Origin of the sequence: Staphylococcus sp. IVB6240 (genome assembly GCF_025558425.1) — a bacterium.
Taxonomy (GTDB): Bacteria; Bacillota; Bacilli; order Staphylococcales; family Staphylococcaceae; genus Staphylococcus.
Map to the genome: position 1 here is coordinate 1,054,314 of NZ_CP094718.1, position 20,075 is coordinate 1,074,388.

General features: G+C 36.6%; 20 protein-coding genes and 2 other annotated features. Of the genes, 19 read left to right on the top strand and 1 reads right to left on the bottom strand.

The annotated features are described in order from the left end of the window. Positions 1–162 precede the first annotated feature (162 nt). Entirely contained in the window at positions 163–1,236 is a 1,074-nt protein-coding gene (locus MUA88_RS05135) for an AbrB family transcriptional regulator (RefSeq protein WP_262605910.1), read from the top strand. 1 nt (position 1,237) lies between these two features. On the opposite strand, the gene MUA88_RS05140 is transcribed toward MUA88_RS05135, so the two are convergent. After that, positions 1,238–1,792 carry a DNA-3-methyladenine glycosylase I gene (locus MUA88_RS05140; protein ID WP_262605911.1) on the bottom strand — a complete coding sequence of 185 codons (555 nt, stop codon included), beginning with the start codon at positions 1,790–1,792 and terminating at the stop codon, positions 1,238–1,240. A gap of 54 nt (positions 1,793–1,846) precedes the next feature. Then, positions 1,847–2,066, top strand: a binding site (T-box leader). A gap of 41 nt (positions 2,067–2,107) precedes the next feature. On the opposite strand from MUA88_RS05140, the gene MUA88_RS05145 reads away from it, so the two are divergent. The 18 genes from MUA88_RS05145 to secDF all read left to right on the top strand — a co-directional run bounded on the left by MUA88_RS05145 (position 2,108) and on the right by secDF (position 19,989). After that, entirely contained in the window at positions 2,108–4,738 is a 2,631-nt protein-coding gene (locus MUA88_RS05145; protein WP_262605912.1) for a valine--tRNA ligase, read from the top strand. Positions 4,739–4,749: 11 nt separating this feature from the next. Beyond that, entirely contained in the window at positions 4,750–6,015 is a 1,266-nt protein-coding gene (locus MUA88_RS05150; protein ID WP_262605913.1) for a bifunctional folylpolyglutamate synthase/dihydrofolate synthase, read from the top strand. 144 nt (positions 6,016–6,159) lie between these two features. Continuing rightward, positions 6,160–6,879, top strand: coding sequence for a prepilin peptidase (locus MUA88_RS10945; protein WP_481906565.1), 720 nt, complete (start codon positions 6,160–6,162; stop codon positions 6,877–6,879). Next, positions 6,876–7,559, top strand: coding sequence for a RadC family protein (radC, locus tag MUA88_RS05155; RefSeq protein ID WP_262605040.1), 684 nt, complete (start codon positions 6,876–6,878; stop codon positions 7,557–7,559). The genes MUA88_RS10945 and radC overlap by 4 nt, the downstream gene beginning before the upstream one ends. A 400-nt stretch (positions 7,560–7,959) precedes the next feature. Further along, positions 7,960–8,436, top strand: coding sequence for a DUF4930 family protein (locus MUA88_RS05160; RefSeq protein ID WP_262605914.1), 477 nt, complete (start codon positions 7,960–7,962; stop codon positions 8,434–8,436). Positions 8,437–8,839: 403 nt separating this feature from the next. Next, on the top strand, positions 8,840–9,676 hold the full coding sequence (mreC, locus tag MUA88_RS05165) for a rod shape-determining protein MreC (RefSeq protein WP_262605042.1): 837 nt from the start codon (positions 8,840–8,842) through the stop codon (positions 9,674–9,676). Next, a complete protein-coding gene (gene mreD, locus MUA88_RS05170) occupies positions 9,673–10,191 on the top strand; it encodes a rod shape-determining protein MreD (RefSeq protein ID WP_262605915.1) in 519 nt (172 codons plus the stop codon). Before mreC ends, mreD begins: the two co-directional genes overlap by 4 nt. 35 nt (positions 10,192–10,226) lie before the next feature. Continuing rightward, positions 10,227–10,299 (top strand) — a sequence feature (ribosomal protein L21 leader region). Between the two features lie 11 nt (positions 10,300–10,310). Beyond that, positions 10,311–10,619, top strand: coding sequence for a 50S ribosomal protein L21 (rplU, locus tag MUA88_RS05175; RefSeq protein ID WP_262605044.1), 309 nt, complete (start codon positions 10,311–10,313; stop codon positions 10,617–10,619). 3 nt (positions 10,620–10,622) lie between these two features. After that, positions 10,623–10,943 carry a ribosomal-processing cysteine protease Prp gene (locus MUA88_RS05180; RefSeq protein WP_262605045.1) on the top strand — a complete coding sequence of 107 codons (321 nt, stop codon included), beginning with the start codon at positions 10,623–10,625 and terminating at the stop codon, positions 10,941–10,943. Between the two features lie 10 nt (positions 10,944–10,953). Then, positions 10,954–11,238, top strand: a complete 285-nt coding sequence (rpmA, locus tag MUA88_RS05185) for a 50S ribosomal protein L27 (RefSeq protein WP_014613716.1) — start codon at positions 10,954–10,956, stop codon at positions 11,236–11,238. A 312-nt stretch (positions 11,239–11,550) separates the two neighbouring features. Continuing rightward, entirely contained in the window at positions 11,551–12,840 is a 1,290-nt protein-coding gene (obgE, locus tag MUA88_RS05190) for a GTPase ObgE (RefSeq protein WP_262605046.1), read from the top strand. Positions 12,841–12,864: 24 nt separating this feature from the next. Next, the gene (locus tag MUA88_RS05195) at positions 12,865–13,308 is read left to right on the top strand and encodes an ACT domain-containing protein (RefSeq protein WP_262605916.1); all 444 of its coding nucleotides are present in this window, start codon (positions 12,865–12,867) and stop codon (positions 13,306–13,308) included. Between the two features lie 13 nt (positions 13,309–13,321). Then, positions 13,322–13,921 (top strand): Holliday junction branch migration protein RuvA, encoded by a 600-nt coding sequence (gene ruvA / locus MUA88_RS05200; protein WP_262605048.1) that lies wholly within the window; start codon positions 13,322–13,324, stop codon positions 13,919–13,921. Positions 13,922–13,931: 10 nt separating this feature from the next. Next, on the top strand, positions 13,932–14,930 hold the full coding sequence (gene ruvB / locus MUA88_RS05205; protein ID WP_262605917.1) for a Holliday junction branch migration DNA helicase RuvB: 999 nt from the start codon (positions 13,932–13,934) through the stop codon (positions 14,928–14,930). 12 nt (positions 14,931–14,942) lie between these two features. Next, a complete protein-coding gene (gene queA / locus MUA88_RS05210; RefSeq protein ID WP_262605918.1) occupies positions 14,943–15,968 on the top strand; it encodes a tRNA preQ1(34) S-adenosylmethionine ribosyltransferase-isomerase QueA in 1,026 nt (341 codons plus the stop codon). A gap of 17 nt (positions 15,969–15,985) precedes the next feature. Further along, a complete protein-coding gene (gene tgt / locus MUA88_RS05215) occupies positions 15,986–17,125 on the top strand; it encodes a tRNA guanosine(34) transglycosylase Tgt (RefSeq protein ID WP_262605051.1) in 1,140 nt (379 codons plus the stop codon). A gap of 15 nt (positions 17,126–17,140) precedes the next feature. Further along, entirely contained in the window at positions 17,141–17,404 is a 264-nt protein-coding gene (gene yajC / locus MUA88_RS05220; protein ID WP_095116606.1) for a preprotein translocase subunit YajC, read from the top strand. 305 nt (positions 17,405–17,709) lie between these two features. Then, entirely contained in the window at positions 17,710–19,989 is a 2,280-nt protein-coding gene (gene secDF / locus MUA88_RS05225; protein WP_262605919.1) for a protein translocase subunit SecDF, read from the top strand. Positions 19,990–20,075: the final 86 nt, after the last annotated feature.

The following is a 20,075-nucleotide window of genomic DNA, read 5'->3' on the forward strand; positions in this document are numbered from 1 at the left end:
AATATTAAGTGCCATGTTAAAGCAAGTAGCATTTGAGATTTGATATCTAATTTCAAAAAGCTTTGTAAATGACATGGCATTTTTTAATGCGAATACATTATTTTTTTGAAGGTTTATTTTTGATAAGATGTAATTATACATAAAAGCGCTTGGGGGTGGCACATGATGCAAAAACAAATATTCATCAATAATGTGCTTGTGTTAATCGTATCAGTCATCTGTGGTTGGGTACTATGGCGTTGTCATATGATATTACCTTGGATGTTCGGACCGATTATCGGGAGCCTCATTGTTGTGAAAGGTTTTAAGCGCGAGATTCACTGGCCACATTGGTTAAGCGAACTCGGCTTAATCATGTTAGGGGTACAAATCGGCAGTAGCTTTACGCGACAAGTTATTTTAGACATTCAGAGCCATTGGTTATCTATTGTGATTGTAAATGTTTTGACGCTTGCATTGGCTATTATTGTGTCCTATGGTTTCCGTAAAATTGCGTCAGTAAATGAAGAAACAGCAATACTCAGTGTTATACCAGGTGCATTAAGTCAAATGCTTGTTATGGCAGAAGAAAATAAACGTGCTGATATCTTAGTTGTCAGCCTAACACAAACGTCACGTATTATCTTTGTCGTGATTTTAGTGCCATTACTAACCGTCATGTTTAAAGAGGATCAACAAAAGGGGGTACATATCAATGATACTCCGTTGTTAACTGATACATTGGGTATACAACATCTTGCCATATTAGCAGTTGCAATCACGCTTGTATATTTTTTAATGAAAAAGGTGAACTTCCCTACAAAAATGTTGCTCGCACCGATTGTGGTATTAATTATTTGGAATTTAACAACTGAAAAAGTTTTTACAATTGATACTCCGATTATTGCTGCAGCACAAGTGATTTATATGGTACGAGTAGGTGTACAGATTGCTGGATTAACCGATCAATTAAAAGGGCGAATTGCAATCGCGATCGCGTTTCAAAATATCTTACTGATTACCGGTACATTATTGATGGTATGGATATTACAACATGTTAATCAAATTCCGCTCAATACATTATTTCTAGGTGCAGCACCGGGTGGTATGGCACAAATTGTGCTCGTTGCGTTGGATACGGGAGCAGACGTTGCAATCGTCTCTTCATTCCATATATTCCGTATCTTTTTTATATTGATGTTGATTGCACCACTTATCGATATTTATTTAAAATATCGAGCTAAAAAGCCATCATAATTTATGCATGTCGGTGGGGACAGCTTAGTAAATGAGCATTGTACATTCCAGCTGCCTCCAAAAATGAAAAGATCGTGACAGGTCCAATAAATTTAAAGCCATATTCTTTTAAAGTTTTAGAAAGTTCTTTTGCTGTGTCGTTAACTGTGATACGTTGATCCACTGATTCATAACGGAAATCAACGGGTGTATCGTCCACAAAAGACCATAAAAATTTTGAAAAGCTCTCATGCTCACGTTCTATCTCGATGTAGCCGCGTGCTTGAGCCACAATCGCTGCCAACTTTTGTCGATGGTGGATAATATTTGGAAAGTCCATTAACGCATCGATGTCATCGTCTGTCATTTGCGCGACTTTATACGGATCAAAATCATAAAAGGCATCGCGATATGCGTCTTTTTTCTTTAAGATAGTGAGCCAGGACAAACCGGCATGTTGAGATTCTAATGCGAGTAGTTCGAATAGTGCTTGCGAATCATAAAGGGGCTTTCCCCAAAATTCATCATGGTATTGAATATACAGTGGATCTGTCGTACCAAAGGCACATGGATTCATTTGATCAACTCCTATATTGACTTCATAATGAATTCATTATACTATATTGGTAAATAGAATATGTCTATTTGGGAAGAGTATGTTGAAAATTCATTATAGAGAGTGCATGGTTGGTGAGAATGCATATGAGTTTCATCAGAAGGTAGCCCACTTGTTCTTTAGCTGAGTTGAGTAGGCTAAAGCGTGTCATGAGCGTTAATCATATGAGTGCAATAGCTTAACTATTAAAGTAACTATTGAATATAGGTGGTACCACGGAACATCCGTCCTATTTTAGGACAGGTGTTCTTTTTATTTTTATGGAGGGATTTAATAATGGACATGCAAAAAAAATATAATCCGCAAGAAGTAGAAGCAGGCCGCTATCAAGAATGGCTTGATCATAACCGCTTTAAACCAAGTGGTGATTTAGATAAACCAACATATACAATCGTTATTCCACCACCGAATGTAACAGGTAAGTTGCATTTAGGTCATGCATGGGATACAACATTACAAGATATCTTAACAAGAATGAAACGTATGCAAGGTTACGATACATTATATTTACCAGGTATGGACCATGCTGGTATTGCGACACAAGCAAAAGTAGAAGCAAAAATGCGTGAAGAAGGTATTTCTCGTCATGATATCGGTCGTGAAAAATTCCTTGAAAAAGCATGGGAATGGAAAGAAGAATATGCTTCATTTATTCGTCAACAATGGGCGAAGTTAGGTTTAGGTTTAGATTATTCTCGTGAACGTTTCACATTAGATGATGGCTTAAGTAAAGCAGTACGTAAAGTCTTCGTTGATATGTACAACAAAGGGTTAATTTATCGTGGTGAACGTATCATTAACTGGGATCCGGAAGCACGTACAGCACTTTCTGATATCGAAGTCATTCATGAAGATGTTAACGGTAAGTTCTATCATTTTAAATATCCATATGCAGATGGTACTGGATATATTGAAATTGCGACTACACGTCCTGAGACAATGCTTGGTGATACTGCAATCGTCGTAAACCCAGATGATGAACGTTATCAAGATATTATCGGCAAAGAAGTCATTTTACCAATCGTTGGTCGTACGCTACCTGTATTGGCAGATGCTTATGTTGATAAAGAATTTGGTAGTGGTGCGATGAAAGTAACACCTGCTCACGACCCGAATGACTTTGAAATTGGTAACCGTCATGAATTAGAGCGAATCGTTGTCATGGATGAATCAGGTCGCATGAACGATAAAGCGGGTAAATATGAAGGCATGGACCGCTTCGAATGCCGTAAACAACTTGTAAAAGATTTAGAAGCAGAAGGTCTTGTGATTAAAATTGAGGATCACATGCACTCAGTTGGACATTCTGAACGTAGTGGCGCGGTTGTTGAGCCATATTTATCAACACAATGGTTTGTTAAGATGGCACCACTTGCACAACAAGCACTTGATAATCAAAAAACAGATGGTCGAATTGAATTCGTACCAGGTCGTTTTGAGAAAACATTCAATCGTTGGATGGAAGAAATTCGTGACTGGACAATTTCTCGTCAACTTTGGTGGGGACATCAAATTCCAGCATGGTATCACAATGAAACAGGTGAATTATATGTAGGTATGGAAGCACCTGAAGATAGTGAAAACTGGACACAAGATGAGGACGTACTTGATACATGGTTCTCAAGTGCATTATGGCCATTCTCAACATTAAATTGGCCAGATGAAGAAGCGGCAGATTATCAACGTTACTACCCTACAAATGTATTAGTAACAGGATACGACATTATCTTCTTCTGGGTAGCGCGTATGATTTTCCAAGGTTTAGAATTCACAGGTCAAAAACCATTTAATGACGTATTACTACACGGTCTTGTACGTGCAGAAGATGGTCGTAAAATGAGTAAATCACTCGGTAATGGTGTCGATCCAATGGATGTTATCGACCAATATGGTGCAGACAGCTTACGTTACTTCTTAGCAACAGGTTCTTCACCAGGACATGACTTGAGATATTCAACAGAAAAAGTTGAATCTGTTTGGAACTTTATCAATAAAATTTGGAATGCTGCTCGTTTTAGTTTAATGAACATCGGCGAGGACTTTAAGTATGAAGATATTGATTTAACTCAAAATTTATCTGTGGCAGATCAATGGATTTTAACACGTCTGAATGAAACAATTGAAACAGTTACAGACTTAAGTGATAAATATGAATTCGGTGAAGTCGGCCGTGCATTGTATAACTTCATTTGGGATGAATTCTCTGACTGGTACATTGAGATGAGTAAAATTCCAATGAATGGCGATGATGAAGCACAGAAAAATGTAACACGTTCAGTATTGAGTTACACATTAGATCGCATTATGCGTTTATTACATCCATTCATGCCATTCGTAACAGAACACATTTGGCAAAACTTACCACATGAAGGTGAGTCTATCGTTACAAGCGCTTGGCCAACAGTGAATGATGAATTAATGTTCCCTGAAAGTAAAGATGTGATGGAACAGCTTGTAGAAATTATCAAATCAGTTCGTCAATCACGCTTAGAGGTGAATACACCATTATCAAAAGAAATTCCAATCATTATTCAAGCGAAAAACCCAACGATTCAACAATTATTAATCGATAATAAAGATTACTTAGAACGTTTCTGTAATCCAAGTGAATTAACAATTGATACAGAAGTGACAATTCCTGAAAAAGCAATGACTTCAGTTGTTGCAGCAGGAGAAGTAATCTTACCATTAGAAGGTCTTATCGACATGGATAAAGAAATTGCACGTCTTGAAAAAGACTTAGAAAAATGGCAAAAAGAATTAGACCGCGTGAATAAAAAACTTGCTAATGAAAAATTCGTTCAAAAAGCACCTGAAAAAGTCATTCAAGAAGAACGTGACAAACAGGTCAAATACCAAGAAAAATATGATGGTGTTAAAGCGCGAATTGAACAATTAAAAGCTTAGGAGCATAAACTATGAATTATCTTGATAGCTTATATTGGATTCATGAACGTACGAAATTTGGCATCAAACCAGGTGTTAAACGTATGGAGTGGATGCTACAACGCCTTGGCAATCCGGAACAAAATATCCAAGCGATTCACGTAGGTGGGACGAATGGAAAAGGTTCTACAGTCGCCTATTTACGAGATGCTTTATTAAAAAATGACTATGAAGTGGGAACATTTACTTCTCCATATATTGAATCATTCAATGAGCGCATTAGTTTAAATGGGACACCGATTACGAATGATGAGATTGTAGAACTGGTTAGTCGTGTGAAACCAGTAAGTGAAGCAATGGATGAAGAAACTGAGCTTGGAGTCGCTACAGAGTTTGAAATTATTACAATGATGATGTATCTCTATTTTGGAGAGATACATCCCGTTGATTTTGTCATTGTTGAAGCGGGACTCGGTGTCAAAAATGACTCAACGAATGTAATCAGTCCGATATTAAGCATTTTAACGAGTATTGGCCTAGATCACACAGATATACTGGGGAATACTTATTTAGAAATTGCACGAGATAAAAGTGCGATTATTAAAGAAGGGGTACCTGTGGTATATGCTGTTAAAAATGAAGACGCGCTTAAATTAGTCCGTGATACCGCTGAGAAAATGAATGCGAAAGCGTTAGAATTTGATCGAGATATTCTCATTGTTTCAGAAGATGATGAATTCACGTATCGATATAAAGACTATGAACTTGAAAATATCGCACTGAATATGTTGGGAGAGCACCAAAAAGAAAACGCAGCATTGGCAATTACTGCACTGATTGAATTAAACGAGCAAGGTCTTATCAACATTGACTTTAATAAGATGATTGACGGTATTGAACTCGTGAAGTGGACAGGTCGTATTGAGCGTGTATCCACAGATCCGCTCATTATTTTAGACGGAGCACATAATCAGGAGAGTGTGAATGCATTAGTTGATACGATAGAAAAATATTATCGTTTAGAAAAAGTCGATGTTCTATTTTCTGCGATCAATGGAAAACCAATTCATCACATGTTGCAAGCTTTTGATGAAATCGCTCAACATATCTATGTGACGACATTTGATTTTCCAAAGGCGCTCCCAATGGAAAAGTTATATAACGAAATTGAGAGCGATAAAAAATCTATGGTGGACGACTATGTTTCTTTCATTCAAAACTATGAAGGTAATGCCTTGTTGATTACAGGCAGTTTATACTTTATTAGTGAAGTGAAAACGAAACTCGGCTATCATTAATAGAATATGATAAAAAATAAGCATTGTATATAACCTTAAAATTTTAAGGTTATATACGATGCTTTTTTTGATAAATGACGATTTGACGGCCGTTGGACATATCAATATAATAAAGAGAAATCAAAACTTCAAAGGGGGACAATATTGATTGTAGTCCTACTTTTCTTCCTCGGCTGTAGCATTATGAGCTTTTTAATGCAATTTGCAGAAATCCAACCGCTTTCTCTCCAAAACTTATTGTTACGTTCGCGTTGTCGGGAATGCGAACATGTACTCTCTTTCTTTGATCTTGTACCGGTCTTGAGTTATATCGTATTAAAAGGACAATGTCGTTATTGTCGGTCCATCATTCAGAAAGATTTATTCATCGCTGAATTACTGGGTGGTATGATCATCATGCTACCAATTATGAAGATGATATACATAAATACAACATTGTTTTATACGATTACTTTTATCTTATTAGTATTATCATTACAGGATATACGGTACTTAATCGTTCCACATCGTTTTCTTTTCTTATTGACGATATGCCTTTTATGGTCATGTTGGCCACTTCATCCTACACAAAGTCAGTGCTATTTTATTTGTATACTGCTTATCTGTAGCTTTTGTTTTCATCAGTATATTGGAATGGGTGACTTTAAAATCATTTTGATTCTTTCATTCTTTTTACCACTGCCATTTATTTTAATCATGTTATGGATTACATTCCCGTGTGCCATGCTTTTATTACCTATATTCCATTGGTTACGGATATACACGCCACCATACTTTCCGCTTGTTCCAGCTTTCCATTTAAGTTTTCTGATAGTGTCTTTATTTTATCCAACTTTTCTAAATATGTTAGGAGGTCTTTTATGAGTCGAATTTACGAAATGTGTGTACAAGAAAAGCCAAAAGAACGTCTGATGACAAAAGGCGCTTCTGCACTTTCAAACACAGAATTAATTGCCATTTTATTTAACACAGGCCATCTAGGTTGTTCTAGTCTGCAATTAGCCTCAAACCTGCTTAGTCAATATCAAACATTAGAGCGGGTAAAAGCATTAACAATTGTTGAATTAACAGCAATTAAAGGAATAGGGATAAACAAAGCTTTGACGTTAATGGCGGCATTTGAATTAGGTGGACGTGTGCAACAAGAAAAACACTTAAATATGACAGACCCCATTGAATCACCTGAACAAATTGCAGAGAAGATGTATCATTTAATGAGTGGTTATACACAAGAGCATTTTGTCGTGTTATTGCTGAATACAAAACTTCAAATTATTCATCAAAAAACAGTGTTTATCGGGACATTGAATAGTGCCATTATTCATCCGAGAGAGGTTTTTAAAGAAGCGGTAAAATGGTCAGCGCATGCGATGATTGTCGTACATAATCACCCATCCGGGGACCCAACGCCATCACAAGCAGATATTAAAACAACACAACGCTTAGTGGCGTGTGGGGAAGCAATGGGGATAGATGTATTAGATCATATTATTATTGGAGATCATAAATACACATCAATCATGAGTGATTATGAAGTGAGTTAAAGAAGTATATGTCATTGATTTTGTAATGATAGCGATATTGAATGAATTAGGATTTATCATTTTGAACAGGTTATATGTATTGAATGAACCATAAAAATAATTGATAACCTAAATATATGACCAATAAAAACATTGCAAATTTAAATATCCATTTAAATAAAGTTAAGCTGAAACGTACAAGTAGTACAATTAATAATATTGTTAGAAAAATGGTTACCCAACTCATAATATATGCCTCCTTTTATTATATTGTACAGGATATGACGTGAATATACATCATACTTGCGCTGTGTTTGAATTGGTACCTTAGTAGGATGCTTATACATAAAAGGTAAGCTATAATAGATGGTATGCATGGCGCTTTGTCATTGATACGTATGATTTGAGGGGAGGAAGTGTGTTGGTTAAAAATCTTATAAAAGTATCCGTGCTTTTATTACTACTCACCGCTTTAGGTGTTACAACTTTAAAATTTTTTCCAGGTGTGAAAGATCAACCATGGAATCCGTTTAATCAAATTGAAAGTGTTCGACCAGTCGATGAATCGGGATTTGCCGTTCCTGCACTTGGTGAGACATATGTTCTAGAGGAAAATGATTTATTTCGCAATGTTCCGAAAAGTCAAAGTCGCCATATATTTGACTGGATTGATAAGTATGAATTTATGCAGGTCAATGAATTGCAACGGATGGGATTTGATGATCAGTATCTTGTTGCTAAACAAAATACACATTTTATCTTATATCGCTTTGGAGAAGATAAGATGCATGTTTATACAACAGAGCATGACTTGCAATATGATTTATATCAATTAGGGCATCAAATAGATTTACTACCTGAGACGTCGTTTCAAACCGAAGATGATCTTGAAAAGTGATGAGATATAACAAATACGATAAAAATTTTACAGCATTTACATTATTTAATAGATTTTTGAATCGGGAGTGCGATAGAACATGGTTTTGGTTAACATGTCTGTTGTACTCCTTTGTTATTAAGTAAATCAAGTGCAAGGAAGGCAAACTCGATATACATATCTTATGTAATCAGTATGAAGTTCCAAAAACAATGCGATATAATGATTTAGGGTTTCTATCCCTGTCCTAGTTATATTGATAGGATAAAAATAAAATGAATATTAATTTTTACTTCCAAAAAGTTTATACAGAAGAAATTCATTGTAATTATATGATAAAAGTACGTTTGCTACTTTATTTAACAAATGGACTGATATAAAATAGATAGATACAAACAAATACATGTAACTTGAGGTGTTGAGGTTGTCCAATTTTTTTAGAAACAACAAACTAGTTGTGTTGTTTTGTGCATTAATTTTATTTATCGGTTTGATTGGTTTATCCATTCGATCTAATGTTCAATCTGTTCCTGAACAGTATGTCAGTGATACAACTTCATTCGGACAGCGTGTGTTTTCTTATCCGATGCATTTAGTCACTGGATCCATTGCAAGTTTCATTTCTGACAAACAACCTGAAACGAATCAAACGAAACAACTAGAAGCTGATAATCAACGGCTTCAATCAGAGAATAAAGCATTAAAAAAAGAACTCGACATGAAAGACATATCTAAGTATAAGCCTGTATCAGCTGCAGTCATCGCTCGTCAACCTGATCAATGGATTAATTCTCTTATCATTGATAAAGGACAAAAGGATGGCATTCAGCCTAATATGGCAGTGATGACAACGGATGGCTTAGTCGGTCAAGTCACAAAAGTGAATCAATTTTCATCACAGGTGAACCTTGTTTCAACTAAGGGGCGTTTGAATCGACTATCTGTTAATGTTATGCACGATGATAATGAAGTATTCGGATTGATTGATCATTTTGATGAAAAAAATAATCGTCTTATCATCAGTGATATTGATAATAAAGATAAGGTTGAAAAGGGCGATAAGGTCGTTACAAGTGGACTTGGTGATCAATTGCCAAAAGGTTTATATGTTGGTGAAGTAGAAAAAGTACAGAATGACCAATATGGCCTTTCAAAGCAAGTCTCAATCAAGACAGGGGCAAATCTCAATCAAATCATGCACGTTTATGTTGCGAAGAGAGATCCCAAAACAATGACTGACGATGGGGGCGCTGAAGAGTGAGGAAAGCTATTCTATATGTCGTAGGTGCATTGTTATGTTTCTACGTTGATACGTTGCTCACTTTTATATCACCAATACAAATAGGGCAATTGAAGTTTATTATTGTTCCACATGTCGTTTTCCTTTTCCTTATTTTATTAACAGTCTATCGAAATACGAGTACCGCACTAATTTTAGGTATTTTATTAGGGATTATGCAGGATGTTTATTTCGGGCAAATCTATGGCTTATATTTATTCGGCTATCTTATTTCAATTTTAATTGCTGATAAGTTTCTAAAACCATTTTATAGAGATCATGCAATGGTTTATTGTATGATACTTTTAGGATTAGTCTTTTTAGAATTGTTTGTAGCTACTGTCTATAGCATCCTTGGATTTATCTCATTCCAACTTGTACAAGTTTTCTTATTAAGATTACTGCCTACGATCTTTTTAAATGCGATATTACTGATTTTCATTTATTTCTTCTTAGATAGAAAAACAAAAGTGAATACAAGTATTGACATCAAATAATCAGAGTGATATGATGCAATAGTTGAGTAGTTTATAGCTACATACAACCGCTCAAATATAGGTTTAAGAACGTAATGTCACCTATATATGGCGTGACTTAAAATTAGGAGGTGCAAAGTATGTTTGCTATTATCGAAACAGGTGGAAAACAAATCAAAGTTGAAGAAGGCCAAGAGATTTACGTTGAGAAGTTAGACGTAAACGAAGGTGACACTTTCACTTTTGACAAAGTTCTTTTTGTAGGTGGAGATGCTGTTAAAGTTGGCGCGCCAACAGTTGAAAGTGCGACAGTTACAGCGACAGTTAACAAACAAGGTCGCGGTAAAAAAATTACAGTATTCACATACCGTCGTCGTAAAGACTCTAAACGTAAAAAAGGTCATCGTCAACCTTACACAAAACTTACAATCGAAAAAATTAACGCTTAATATATGATTAATGTAGATATCACGTTAAACGATGCAGGTCAAATCACAGATTTAGTGATGGATGGTCACGCTGACTTTGCAGAGCATGGACAAGATATTGTGTGTGCGGGTGCATCAGCTGTTGTCTTTGGTAGCGTTAATGCTATTATGGGCTTAACATCAGAAAGACCTGATATTGATTATGCAGACGATGGTGGCTATTTTCATGTAAGAAGTGTTGATACAAGCAATGAACAAGCACAGCTTATTTTACAAGCGATGCTCGTATCACTACAAACAATCGAAGACGAATATAGTGATTTTATTAAATTAAATCTAAAGTGAGGTGTAACTCATGCTTAAATTAAACTTACAATTTTTCGCATCTAAAAAAGGGGTAAGTTCTACAAAGAACGGACGTGACTCTGAATCAAAACGTCTTGGTGCTAAACGTGCTGACGGACAATTTGTTACAGGTGGTTCAATCTTATTCCGCCAACGTGGAACAAAGATTTACCCAGGTGAAAACGTAGGTCGTGGTGGCGATGATACATTATTCGCTAAAATCGACGGCGTTGTTAAATTTGAACGTAAAGGTCGCGACAAAAAACAAGTATCTGTATACGCAGTTGCTGAATAATCTGTCGACATTTAACACCAGAAGGTAACTTCTGGTGTTTATTTATTAGGTCGAGTTTTAATAGATTTTGTTTTTATATCAAGACAATTTAGCATAAAATAGAAGAAAAGTGTGTCATGCTTAAATAGAGGTTTAAACACTATGTTAAATGAGAACATGCATGAAAGAAATATCTTTTTGTATCTCGAATACTGATATTCAGTATCTCAATGTATAAAATGATGATGTCTCATCCTTAAAGTATAAAGTGTCTTACATATATATTTATCATGACACATCACTCATTAAATAAAAGTAAAAGAGGTGAATGTGATGTTTGTCGATCAAGTCAAAATATTTTTAAAAGCTGGTGACGGGGGTAATGGTATTACCGCATATCGTCGTGAAAAGTATGTCCCATTCGGTGGGCCTGCTGGAGGAGATGGCGGTCGTGGTGCGTCCGTTGTATTTGAAGTAGATGAAGGCTTAAGAACGTTGATGGATTTTAGGTACCAACGTCAGTTCAAAGCAAAAAAAGGTGAAAATGGACAGAGTAGTAATATGCATGGTAAAAATGCTGAAGATCTGATCCTAAAAGTGCCACCAGGTACCATTGTAAAAGACGTTGAAACAGAACAAACGTTGGCTGACTTAGTGGAACATGGACAACGCGCAGTGATTGCAAAAGGTGGACGCGGCGGACGTGGGAATTCACGTTTTGCGACACCGAAAAACCCTGCACCAGACTTTAGTGAAAATGGTGAACCAGGTGAAGAATTAGAAGTCGTTCTTGAATTGAAACTTCTTGCAGATGTTGGACTTGTTGGCTTCCCAAGTGTTGGTAAGTCGACACTGTTATCAATTGTTTCCAAAGCTAAGCCAAAAATTGGGGCATATCACTTTACGACGATTCAACCAAATCTCGGTGTCGTTGTTACGCCAGACCAACGTAGTTTTGTACTCGCTGACTTACCGGGATTGATTGAAGGTGCTTCAGAAGGTGTTGGATTAGGTCATCAGTTCTTACGTCACGTTGAACGTACAAAAGTTATTGTCCATGTCATTGATATGAGTGGTATGGAAGGTAGAGATCCATTTGAAGATTATCAAACAATTAACCGTGAATTAAAGGCTTACAAGCAACGTTTAGAAGAACGCCCACAAATTATCGTTGCCAATAAGATGGATATACCAGAAGCAGCTGAACAATTGGAACTTTTTAAAGAACAGTTAGGTACAGATACACCAATTATTCCAATTTCTTCATATACAAGAGAAAATATCGATCAGTTATTGTATACCATTGCAAATACTTTAGAAGAAGTAAAAGATATTGACTTTAATGAAGAAGAAACAGCTGATGAGACAAATCGTGTGTTATATAAACATACGCCATCTCAAGATAAATTTGTGATTACACGTGATGATGACGGTGCATATGTTGTGAGCGGTAACGCAATTGAGCGTATGTTCAAGATGACAGACTTTAACAGTGATCCGGCTGTGCGTCGATTTGCGCGTCAAATGCGTTCTATGGGCATTGATGATGCATTGCGTGAACGCGGTGCAGAAAATGGAGATATTGTCCGTATTCTTGGCGGAGAATTTGAATTTATAGAATAACAATCGGATAAGGGGAACAGTCCAATGAAATCTAAATTTTATTTAATTCGAGAAGATGTATTACCATTAGTGGTTGAAAAAGTCTTGAAAGTAAAGGCATCTCTTAAGGAGAATCCTACGATGACAATACAAGAAGCTGTGGATCTTCATGATTGTTCACGTAGTGCTTTTTATAAATATAGAGATACGATTTTCCCTTTAGAAGATATGAAACAAGATTTAGAAGCATTTACGATTATCTTATTTGTGAATGATAAGGTAGGCATTTTAGCGAATGTATTGGAAAAATTATCCGCTTTACATTTATCTGTGCTCACGATTCATCAAAGTGTGCCGATTGATCATAAAGCATCGATTACTTTATCACTGAATGCAAGTAAGGCGACGTTAAATGCTTATGAAATCATCAATGAATTACGTCAAATGGACTATGTCTATAACGTAGATATTATTGGAATGAATGCGTAAGGAGTAGAGTAAAATGTATGCATATATTCGAGGAAAAGTGACTGAACTACAACCTTCACATATTATTGTAGAAACTTCATCTGGTATTGGATATGAGATACTCACACCTAACTCTTATCGATTCCAAAGTCAATTACAGCAAGAAGCGATCGTCTATACTTCACTGATTGTGAGAGAAGATGCCCAATTGTTATATGGCTTTAGCAATCAAGAAGAAAAGACGATGTTTTTAAGTTTAATTAAAGTGACAGGTATTGGTCCGAAATCAGCACTCGCGATTTTAGCAGCCAGCTCACCAGCACAAGTGAAACGTGCGATTGAACAAGAGGATGATGCGTATTTAACGCAATTTCCTGGTATTGGTAAAAAGACAGCGCGTCAAATCATATTAGATCTTAAAGGCAAAGTTGCCATAGATACACCTGTTGACAGTGGTTTGTTTGCTGTCGAATCAAGCAACGATGAACACATTTACAAAGATGCAATATTAGCATTAGATGCACTTGGCTATTCAAAACGTGAGCTACAAAAAGTAGAAAAGGCCATGCGCAAAGAAACATTTGAAACTGTTGATGAAGCTGTTAAGTTCGGATTAAAACAATTGATTGGTTAGGAGGGGTGTTATGGAACAAGACCGTATGATGGATGGACATGAAAACACATTTGATGATGATATCGAATTATCGCTACGACCTGAATATTTACGACAATATATTGGGCAATCAGCGATTAAATCGAACTTAGAGGTGTTTATTCAAGCAGCAAAGTTACGTGAAGAGCCATTGGATCATGTACTATTGTTTGGCCCTCCTGGACTTGGTAAAACCACACTCTCTCACATCATTGCAAATGAAATGGGTGTCAATATGCGCACTGTATCCGGGCCGTCGATTGAACGACCAGGAGATTTGGCAGCAATACTAACGAACTTACAGCCAGGGGATGTGTTGTTTATTGATGAAATACATCGCTTGAGTAGTGTTGTAGAAGAAGTATTGTATCCAGCGATGGAAGACTTTTTCTTAGATATTGTTGTCGGTAAAGGTGAAGAGGCACGCAGTATCCGAATTGATCTGCCACCATTTACACTAGTAGGTGCCACAACACGTGCTGGTAGTTTAACGGGGCCTTTACGCGATCGCTTTGGTGTCCATTTGCGCTTAGAATATTATAATGAAGTGGATCTTCAACATATTATTATGCGAACGGCAGACGTTTTAGGGACAGCGATTGATAAAGAAAGTGCACGTGAGATTGCAAAGCGTAGTCGAGGGACACCGAGAATTGCGAATCGTCTCTTGAAACGTATTCGAGATTTCCAACAAGTTAATGAAGACGATATGATTTATATTGAGACAACGAAACATGCACTACAGCTACTGCAGGTGGACGATCAAGGTCTTGATTATATCGATCATAAAATGATGGCGTATATCATCGAGCAATACAATGGTGGCCCTGTTGGTTTAGATACGATCGCAGTTTCGATTGGCGAAGAACGTGTCACTATAGAGGATGTTTATGAGCCATTTCTGATTCAAAAAGGTTTTCTTGAGCGCACACCACGCGGACGAAAAGCGACACCATTTGCTTATGAACATTTCAATTATTCACAAAAGTAAGGAGTTTGTACGTTGAATATAGAAGAATTTGATTATGACTTGCCGGAATCTTTAATCGCTCAGACGCCATTAAAAGACCGTGATACAAGTCGATTATTACATCTTGATAGACAAACTGGCGAAGTGGAAGATTTACATTTTAAAGATATTTTAAAGTTCTTCCAACCAGGTGATACGCTTGTTTTAAATGATACGAAAGTCATGCCTGCACGTTTATTCGGTGTGAAGGAAGAAACAAATGCCCAAGTTGAAATGCTTATGTTAAATCAAGTAGAAGGCAATGATTGGGAAGTGTTATTGAAACCCGCAAAGCGTATTAAAGTGGGACAATCTTTAAGTTTCGGCGACGGTAAAATTATCGCAACTTGTATTGATACTTTGGATCAAGGTGGCCGTATTATGCGTCTTGAATATGAGGGGATTCTACAAGAGCGTTTAGATGAGTTGGGTGAAATGCCACTACCACCGTACATAAAAGAACGACTTTCTGACAAAGACCGTTATCAAACGGTCTATGCTAAAGAAACAGGTTCCGCGGCAGCACCAACAGCAGGTCTACACTTCACGGATGCACTCTTAGAAGATGTGAAAAAAATGGGTGTTCATCTTGCATTTGTGACACTTCATGTAGGTTTAGGGACATTCCGTCCTGTGAGTGTAGATAATATTGATGATCATGAAATGCACAGCGAATACTACATGATGTCTCAAGAAACGGCAGAGTTATTAAATGAGACTAAAGCATCGGGACATCGTATTATCTCAGTAGGAACGACTTCAACACGTACGTTAGAAACGATTCGTCGAGATCACGATGCTTTTGTAGCGACAAGTGGTTGGACAGACATCTTTATTTATCCTGGCTTTGAATTTAAAGCGGTGGATGGACAGATTACGAACTTCCACTTGCCTAAATCAACACTTGTGATGCTTGTATCCGCATTCAGTTCACGTCAATTTGTACTCAATGCTTATCAACATGCGGTGAAAAAATCATATCGTTTCTTTAGCTTTGGCGATGCGATGATAATTATTTAATGATAGGAGAGAACACTATGCCAGCAGTGACATATGAACATATTAAGACGTGTAAACAATCAGGTGCACGACTTGGAATTGTTCACACACCACATGGTTCATTTGAAACACCGATGTTCATGCCAGTAGGGACAAAAGCAACGGTTAAAACGATGAGCCCTGAAGAATTAAAACAGATGAATACTAAAATTTTGCTTGGTAACACATATCATCTTTGGTTACAACCAGGGAATGATATCGTGAAACAAGCAGGTGGTCTACATAAATTTATGAATTGGGATGGACCAATTTTAACTGACTCTGGCGGTTTCCAAGTATTCAGTTTAAGTAATTTACGTAAGATTACAGAAGAAGGGGTAGAATTCCGACATCATACAAACGGTTCAAAACTATTCCTTTCACCTGAAGATTCCATTAAAATTCAAAATGACTTAGGCTCAGATATCATTATGGCGTTTGATGAATGTCCACCAATGCCAGCTGAATATGATTATGTTAAAAATTCATTAGAGCGTACAACACGCTGGGCAGAACGTTGTAAAAAAGCACATCAACGTCCAGAAGATCAAGCACTTTTCGGTATCATTCAAGGTGGAGAGTACAAAGATCTGCGTCAACAATCTGCTGAAGCACTTGTAGCGTTAGACTTTCCAGGTTATGCGATTGGTGGTCTATCAGTTGGTGAACCAAAACCGGTTATGTACGATATGGTAGAGCATACAGTACAATATATGCCTGAAGATAAACCGCGCTACTTAATGGGTGTCGGATCACCCGATGCCTTAATCGAATGTAGTATTCGTGGTATGGATATGTTTGACTGTGTATTACCAACACGTATTGCACGTAATGGGACATGTATGACTTCACATGGACGTTTAGTTGTCAAAAATGCAAAATATAAAGATGATTTTAGACCATTAGATGAAAACTGTGATTGTTATACTTGTAAAAACTATACACGCGCTTACCTTCGTCATTTGATTAAAGCGGATGAAACATTCGGTATACGCCTTACTACTTATCACAACTTACATTTTCTGTTAAAATTAATGGAGGACATTAGACAAGCGATTCGTGAAGATCGTCTTCTAGATTTTAAAGAAGAATTTTTCGAACAATACGGTCTCAATGTTGAAAATCCGAAAAATTTCTAGATAGGAGTTTGATTTATGTCATCGATTATTAGTTTATTACCACTTATATTGCTGTTCGTTGTCATGTGGTTCTTCATGATTCGTCCTCAGCAAAAACGTGCAAAAGAGCATCGTGAAATGGTGGAACAATTACAATCAGGTCAACGCGTCACAACAATTGGCGGTATCAAAGGAACTGTACGTGCAGTAGATGAAACAACAGCTGTTATTACTGTAAATGGCAAAGGTACAGAACTTACTTTTGAAAAACAAGCGATTAAACAAGTTGACCCATCATAAAAAGTAGAATTAGACACAGCTGGGGCAATGTATTTTGCTCCAGCTTGTATCATTTTTAACACTATATAAGAAGTTTGATAAAATTTTTACGAAATCGGCCTAATTTGATATGATAGTAAAGATTGATAGTTAGACTTGATAAGAGAGTGGGATATTAACTTTTAGTCATCTGAAAATGATGCGCTTTTTGCTAAAAGGAAATTGATTATTGATTTTTTCATATATCAATAATGATGATGATCCCAAGATACTTAGAATATGACATAAAGTGTTAACTATGAAACAAAATAAAAAGAGGTGTTTATGTGAAGAAAGCAAGTAGGTTGGTTGCATTTTTTGCTGTAGTTGCATTGCTCTTTGGGTTAATGGCAACGACATACAAAAGTGTAATCAAAGACGTTAACCTGGGACTTGACCTACAAGGTGGTTTCGAGGTGCTTTATCAAGTTAACCCATTGCAAAAAGGGGATAAAATTGATAGTACCGCTGTCGAATCGACTGCCAAGACATTGGAACGACGTGTCAATGTATTAGGTGTCTCAGAACCAAAAATTCAAGTGGAGGATAAAAACCGTATACGTGTCCAATTGGCCGGTGTTAAAGACCAATCACAAGCGCGTAAAATTTTATCTTCTCAGGCAAACTTAACCATTCGTGATGCAGACGATAAAGTCTTGTTAACAGGTAAAGACTTAGTACAAGGTTCTGCAAAACAAGAATTTAAACAAAACACGAATGCACCAGCTGTTACTTTTAAATTAAAAGACAGTAAAAAGTTTGCACGTGTCACACAAGAAATCTCTGAAAAAGATGAGAATGTCATGGTCGTATGGCTAGACTTCCAAAAAGGAGATAGCTACCAAGACGAAAAAACAAAAGAGGATCCTAAATACATCTCTGCAGCATCTGTAGAACAAGCGATTAACTCTGAAAGTGTTGAAATTTCAGGTGGTTTTGAAGGAGAAGATGGTATTGCTGAGGCAAAACAAATTGCTGACCTTCTAAACTCAGGGTCATTACCAGTTGACTTGAAAGAAATTTATTCAACATCTGTAGGGGCTCAATTTGGTCAAGATGCTTTAGATAAAACGATCTTTGCCTCTGTATTAGGTATCGGCATTATCTTTGCCTTTATGTTATTGTTCTACCACATTCCGGGCGCGATCGCCGTAATTACATTAACAACTTACATCTATTTAACAATGGTTGCCTTTAACTTTATCGGTGGTGTGCTGACATTACCTGGTTTAGCAGCCCTCGTATTAGGTGTTGGGATGGCCGTGGATGCGAACATCATTATGTATGAACGTATTAAGGATGAAATTCGTATTGGTCGTACCTTGAAACAAGCGTATAAACGTGCGAATAAAAGTTCATTTATTACCATTTTGGATGCCAACTTAACAACCGTATTGGCAGCAACAGTTTTATTCTTCTTTGGTGAAAGTTCTGTAAAAGGATTCGCGACAATGTTATTATTAGCAATCCTAATGAGTTTCGTGACAGCCGTATTCTTAACACGACTATTATTATCGTTACTCGTACACTCAAACTACTTCAAGAAGAAAATGTGGTTATTTGGTGTTAAGAAGAAAGACATTCATGACATTAACGAAGGTTATGATGTACCAGATTTACACACACCTTATGACAAAATTGACTTTATGAAGTTAGCCAAACCTTTATTTGCATTCAGTGGTATCATCATTCTTGCAGGTATTATCATTATCTCAATATTTAAATTGAACTTGGGGATTGATTTTACATCAGGTACACGTGTAGACTTCCAATCTGATCAAGCGTTGAAACAGACACAAATTGAGAAAAAAATGGAAGATATTGGTTTAAAACCGAACCAAATGTCAATTGGTGGTAATAAAGATCAAAATGCCTCAATGCAATATAAACGTGATCTGACAAAAGAAGAAGTATTGAAGTTGAAAGACACGATTAGTGAATCATACAATGCGGATCCGTCGGTGAACACGGTATCACCAACGATTGGACAAGAATTAGCGAAGAATGCAATGTTAGCTGTTCTTCTTGCATCAATCGGTATGATTATCTATATCACACTGCGTTTCGAATGGCGCATGGGTATTTCATCTATTATTTCGTTATTACATGATGCTTTTATGATTATCGCTGTATTTAGTTTATTACGCTTAGAGGTAGATATTACATTTATTGCAGCGGTATTAACGATTATCGGTTACTCTATTAACGATACGATCGTTACGTTTGACCGTGTACGTGAGATGTTAGCAAATGTAAAAGTGATTACGAAAGAAGAACAAATCGACTACATTGTGAATAGTTCTATCCGACAAACTTTAACGCGATCTATTAACACTGTATTAACAGTTGTCGTTGTTGTTGTGGCACTATTAATCTTTGGTGCTTCAAGTATCTTTAACTTCTCGCTTGCATTATTAATCGGTTTAGTTTCTGGTGTGTATTCATCTATCTTTACAGCTGTTCCACTTTGGGGCATTCTGAAGAAACGTGAATTACGCAAATCAGAGAATGATAAATTGGTTGTGTACAAACGTAAACGTACGAATGAAGAAAAGGTATTAGTTTAATCATCATATGAGACGTAGTATTGAATAAATGTCGAAATAAAAATTGAATAGTAGTATGTGATTGGAATAAAAATAATGATTTAATT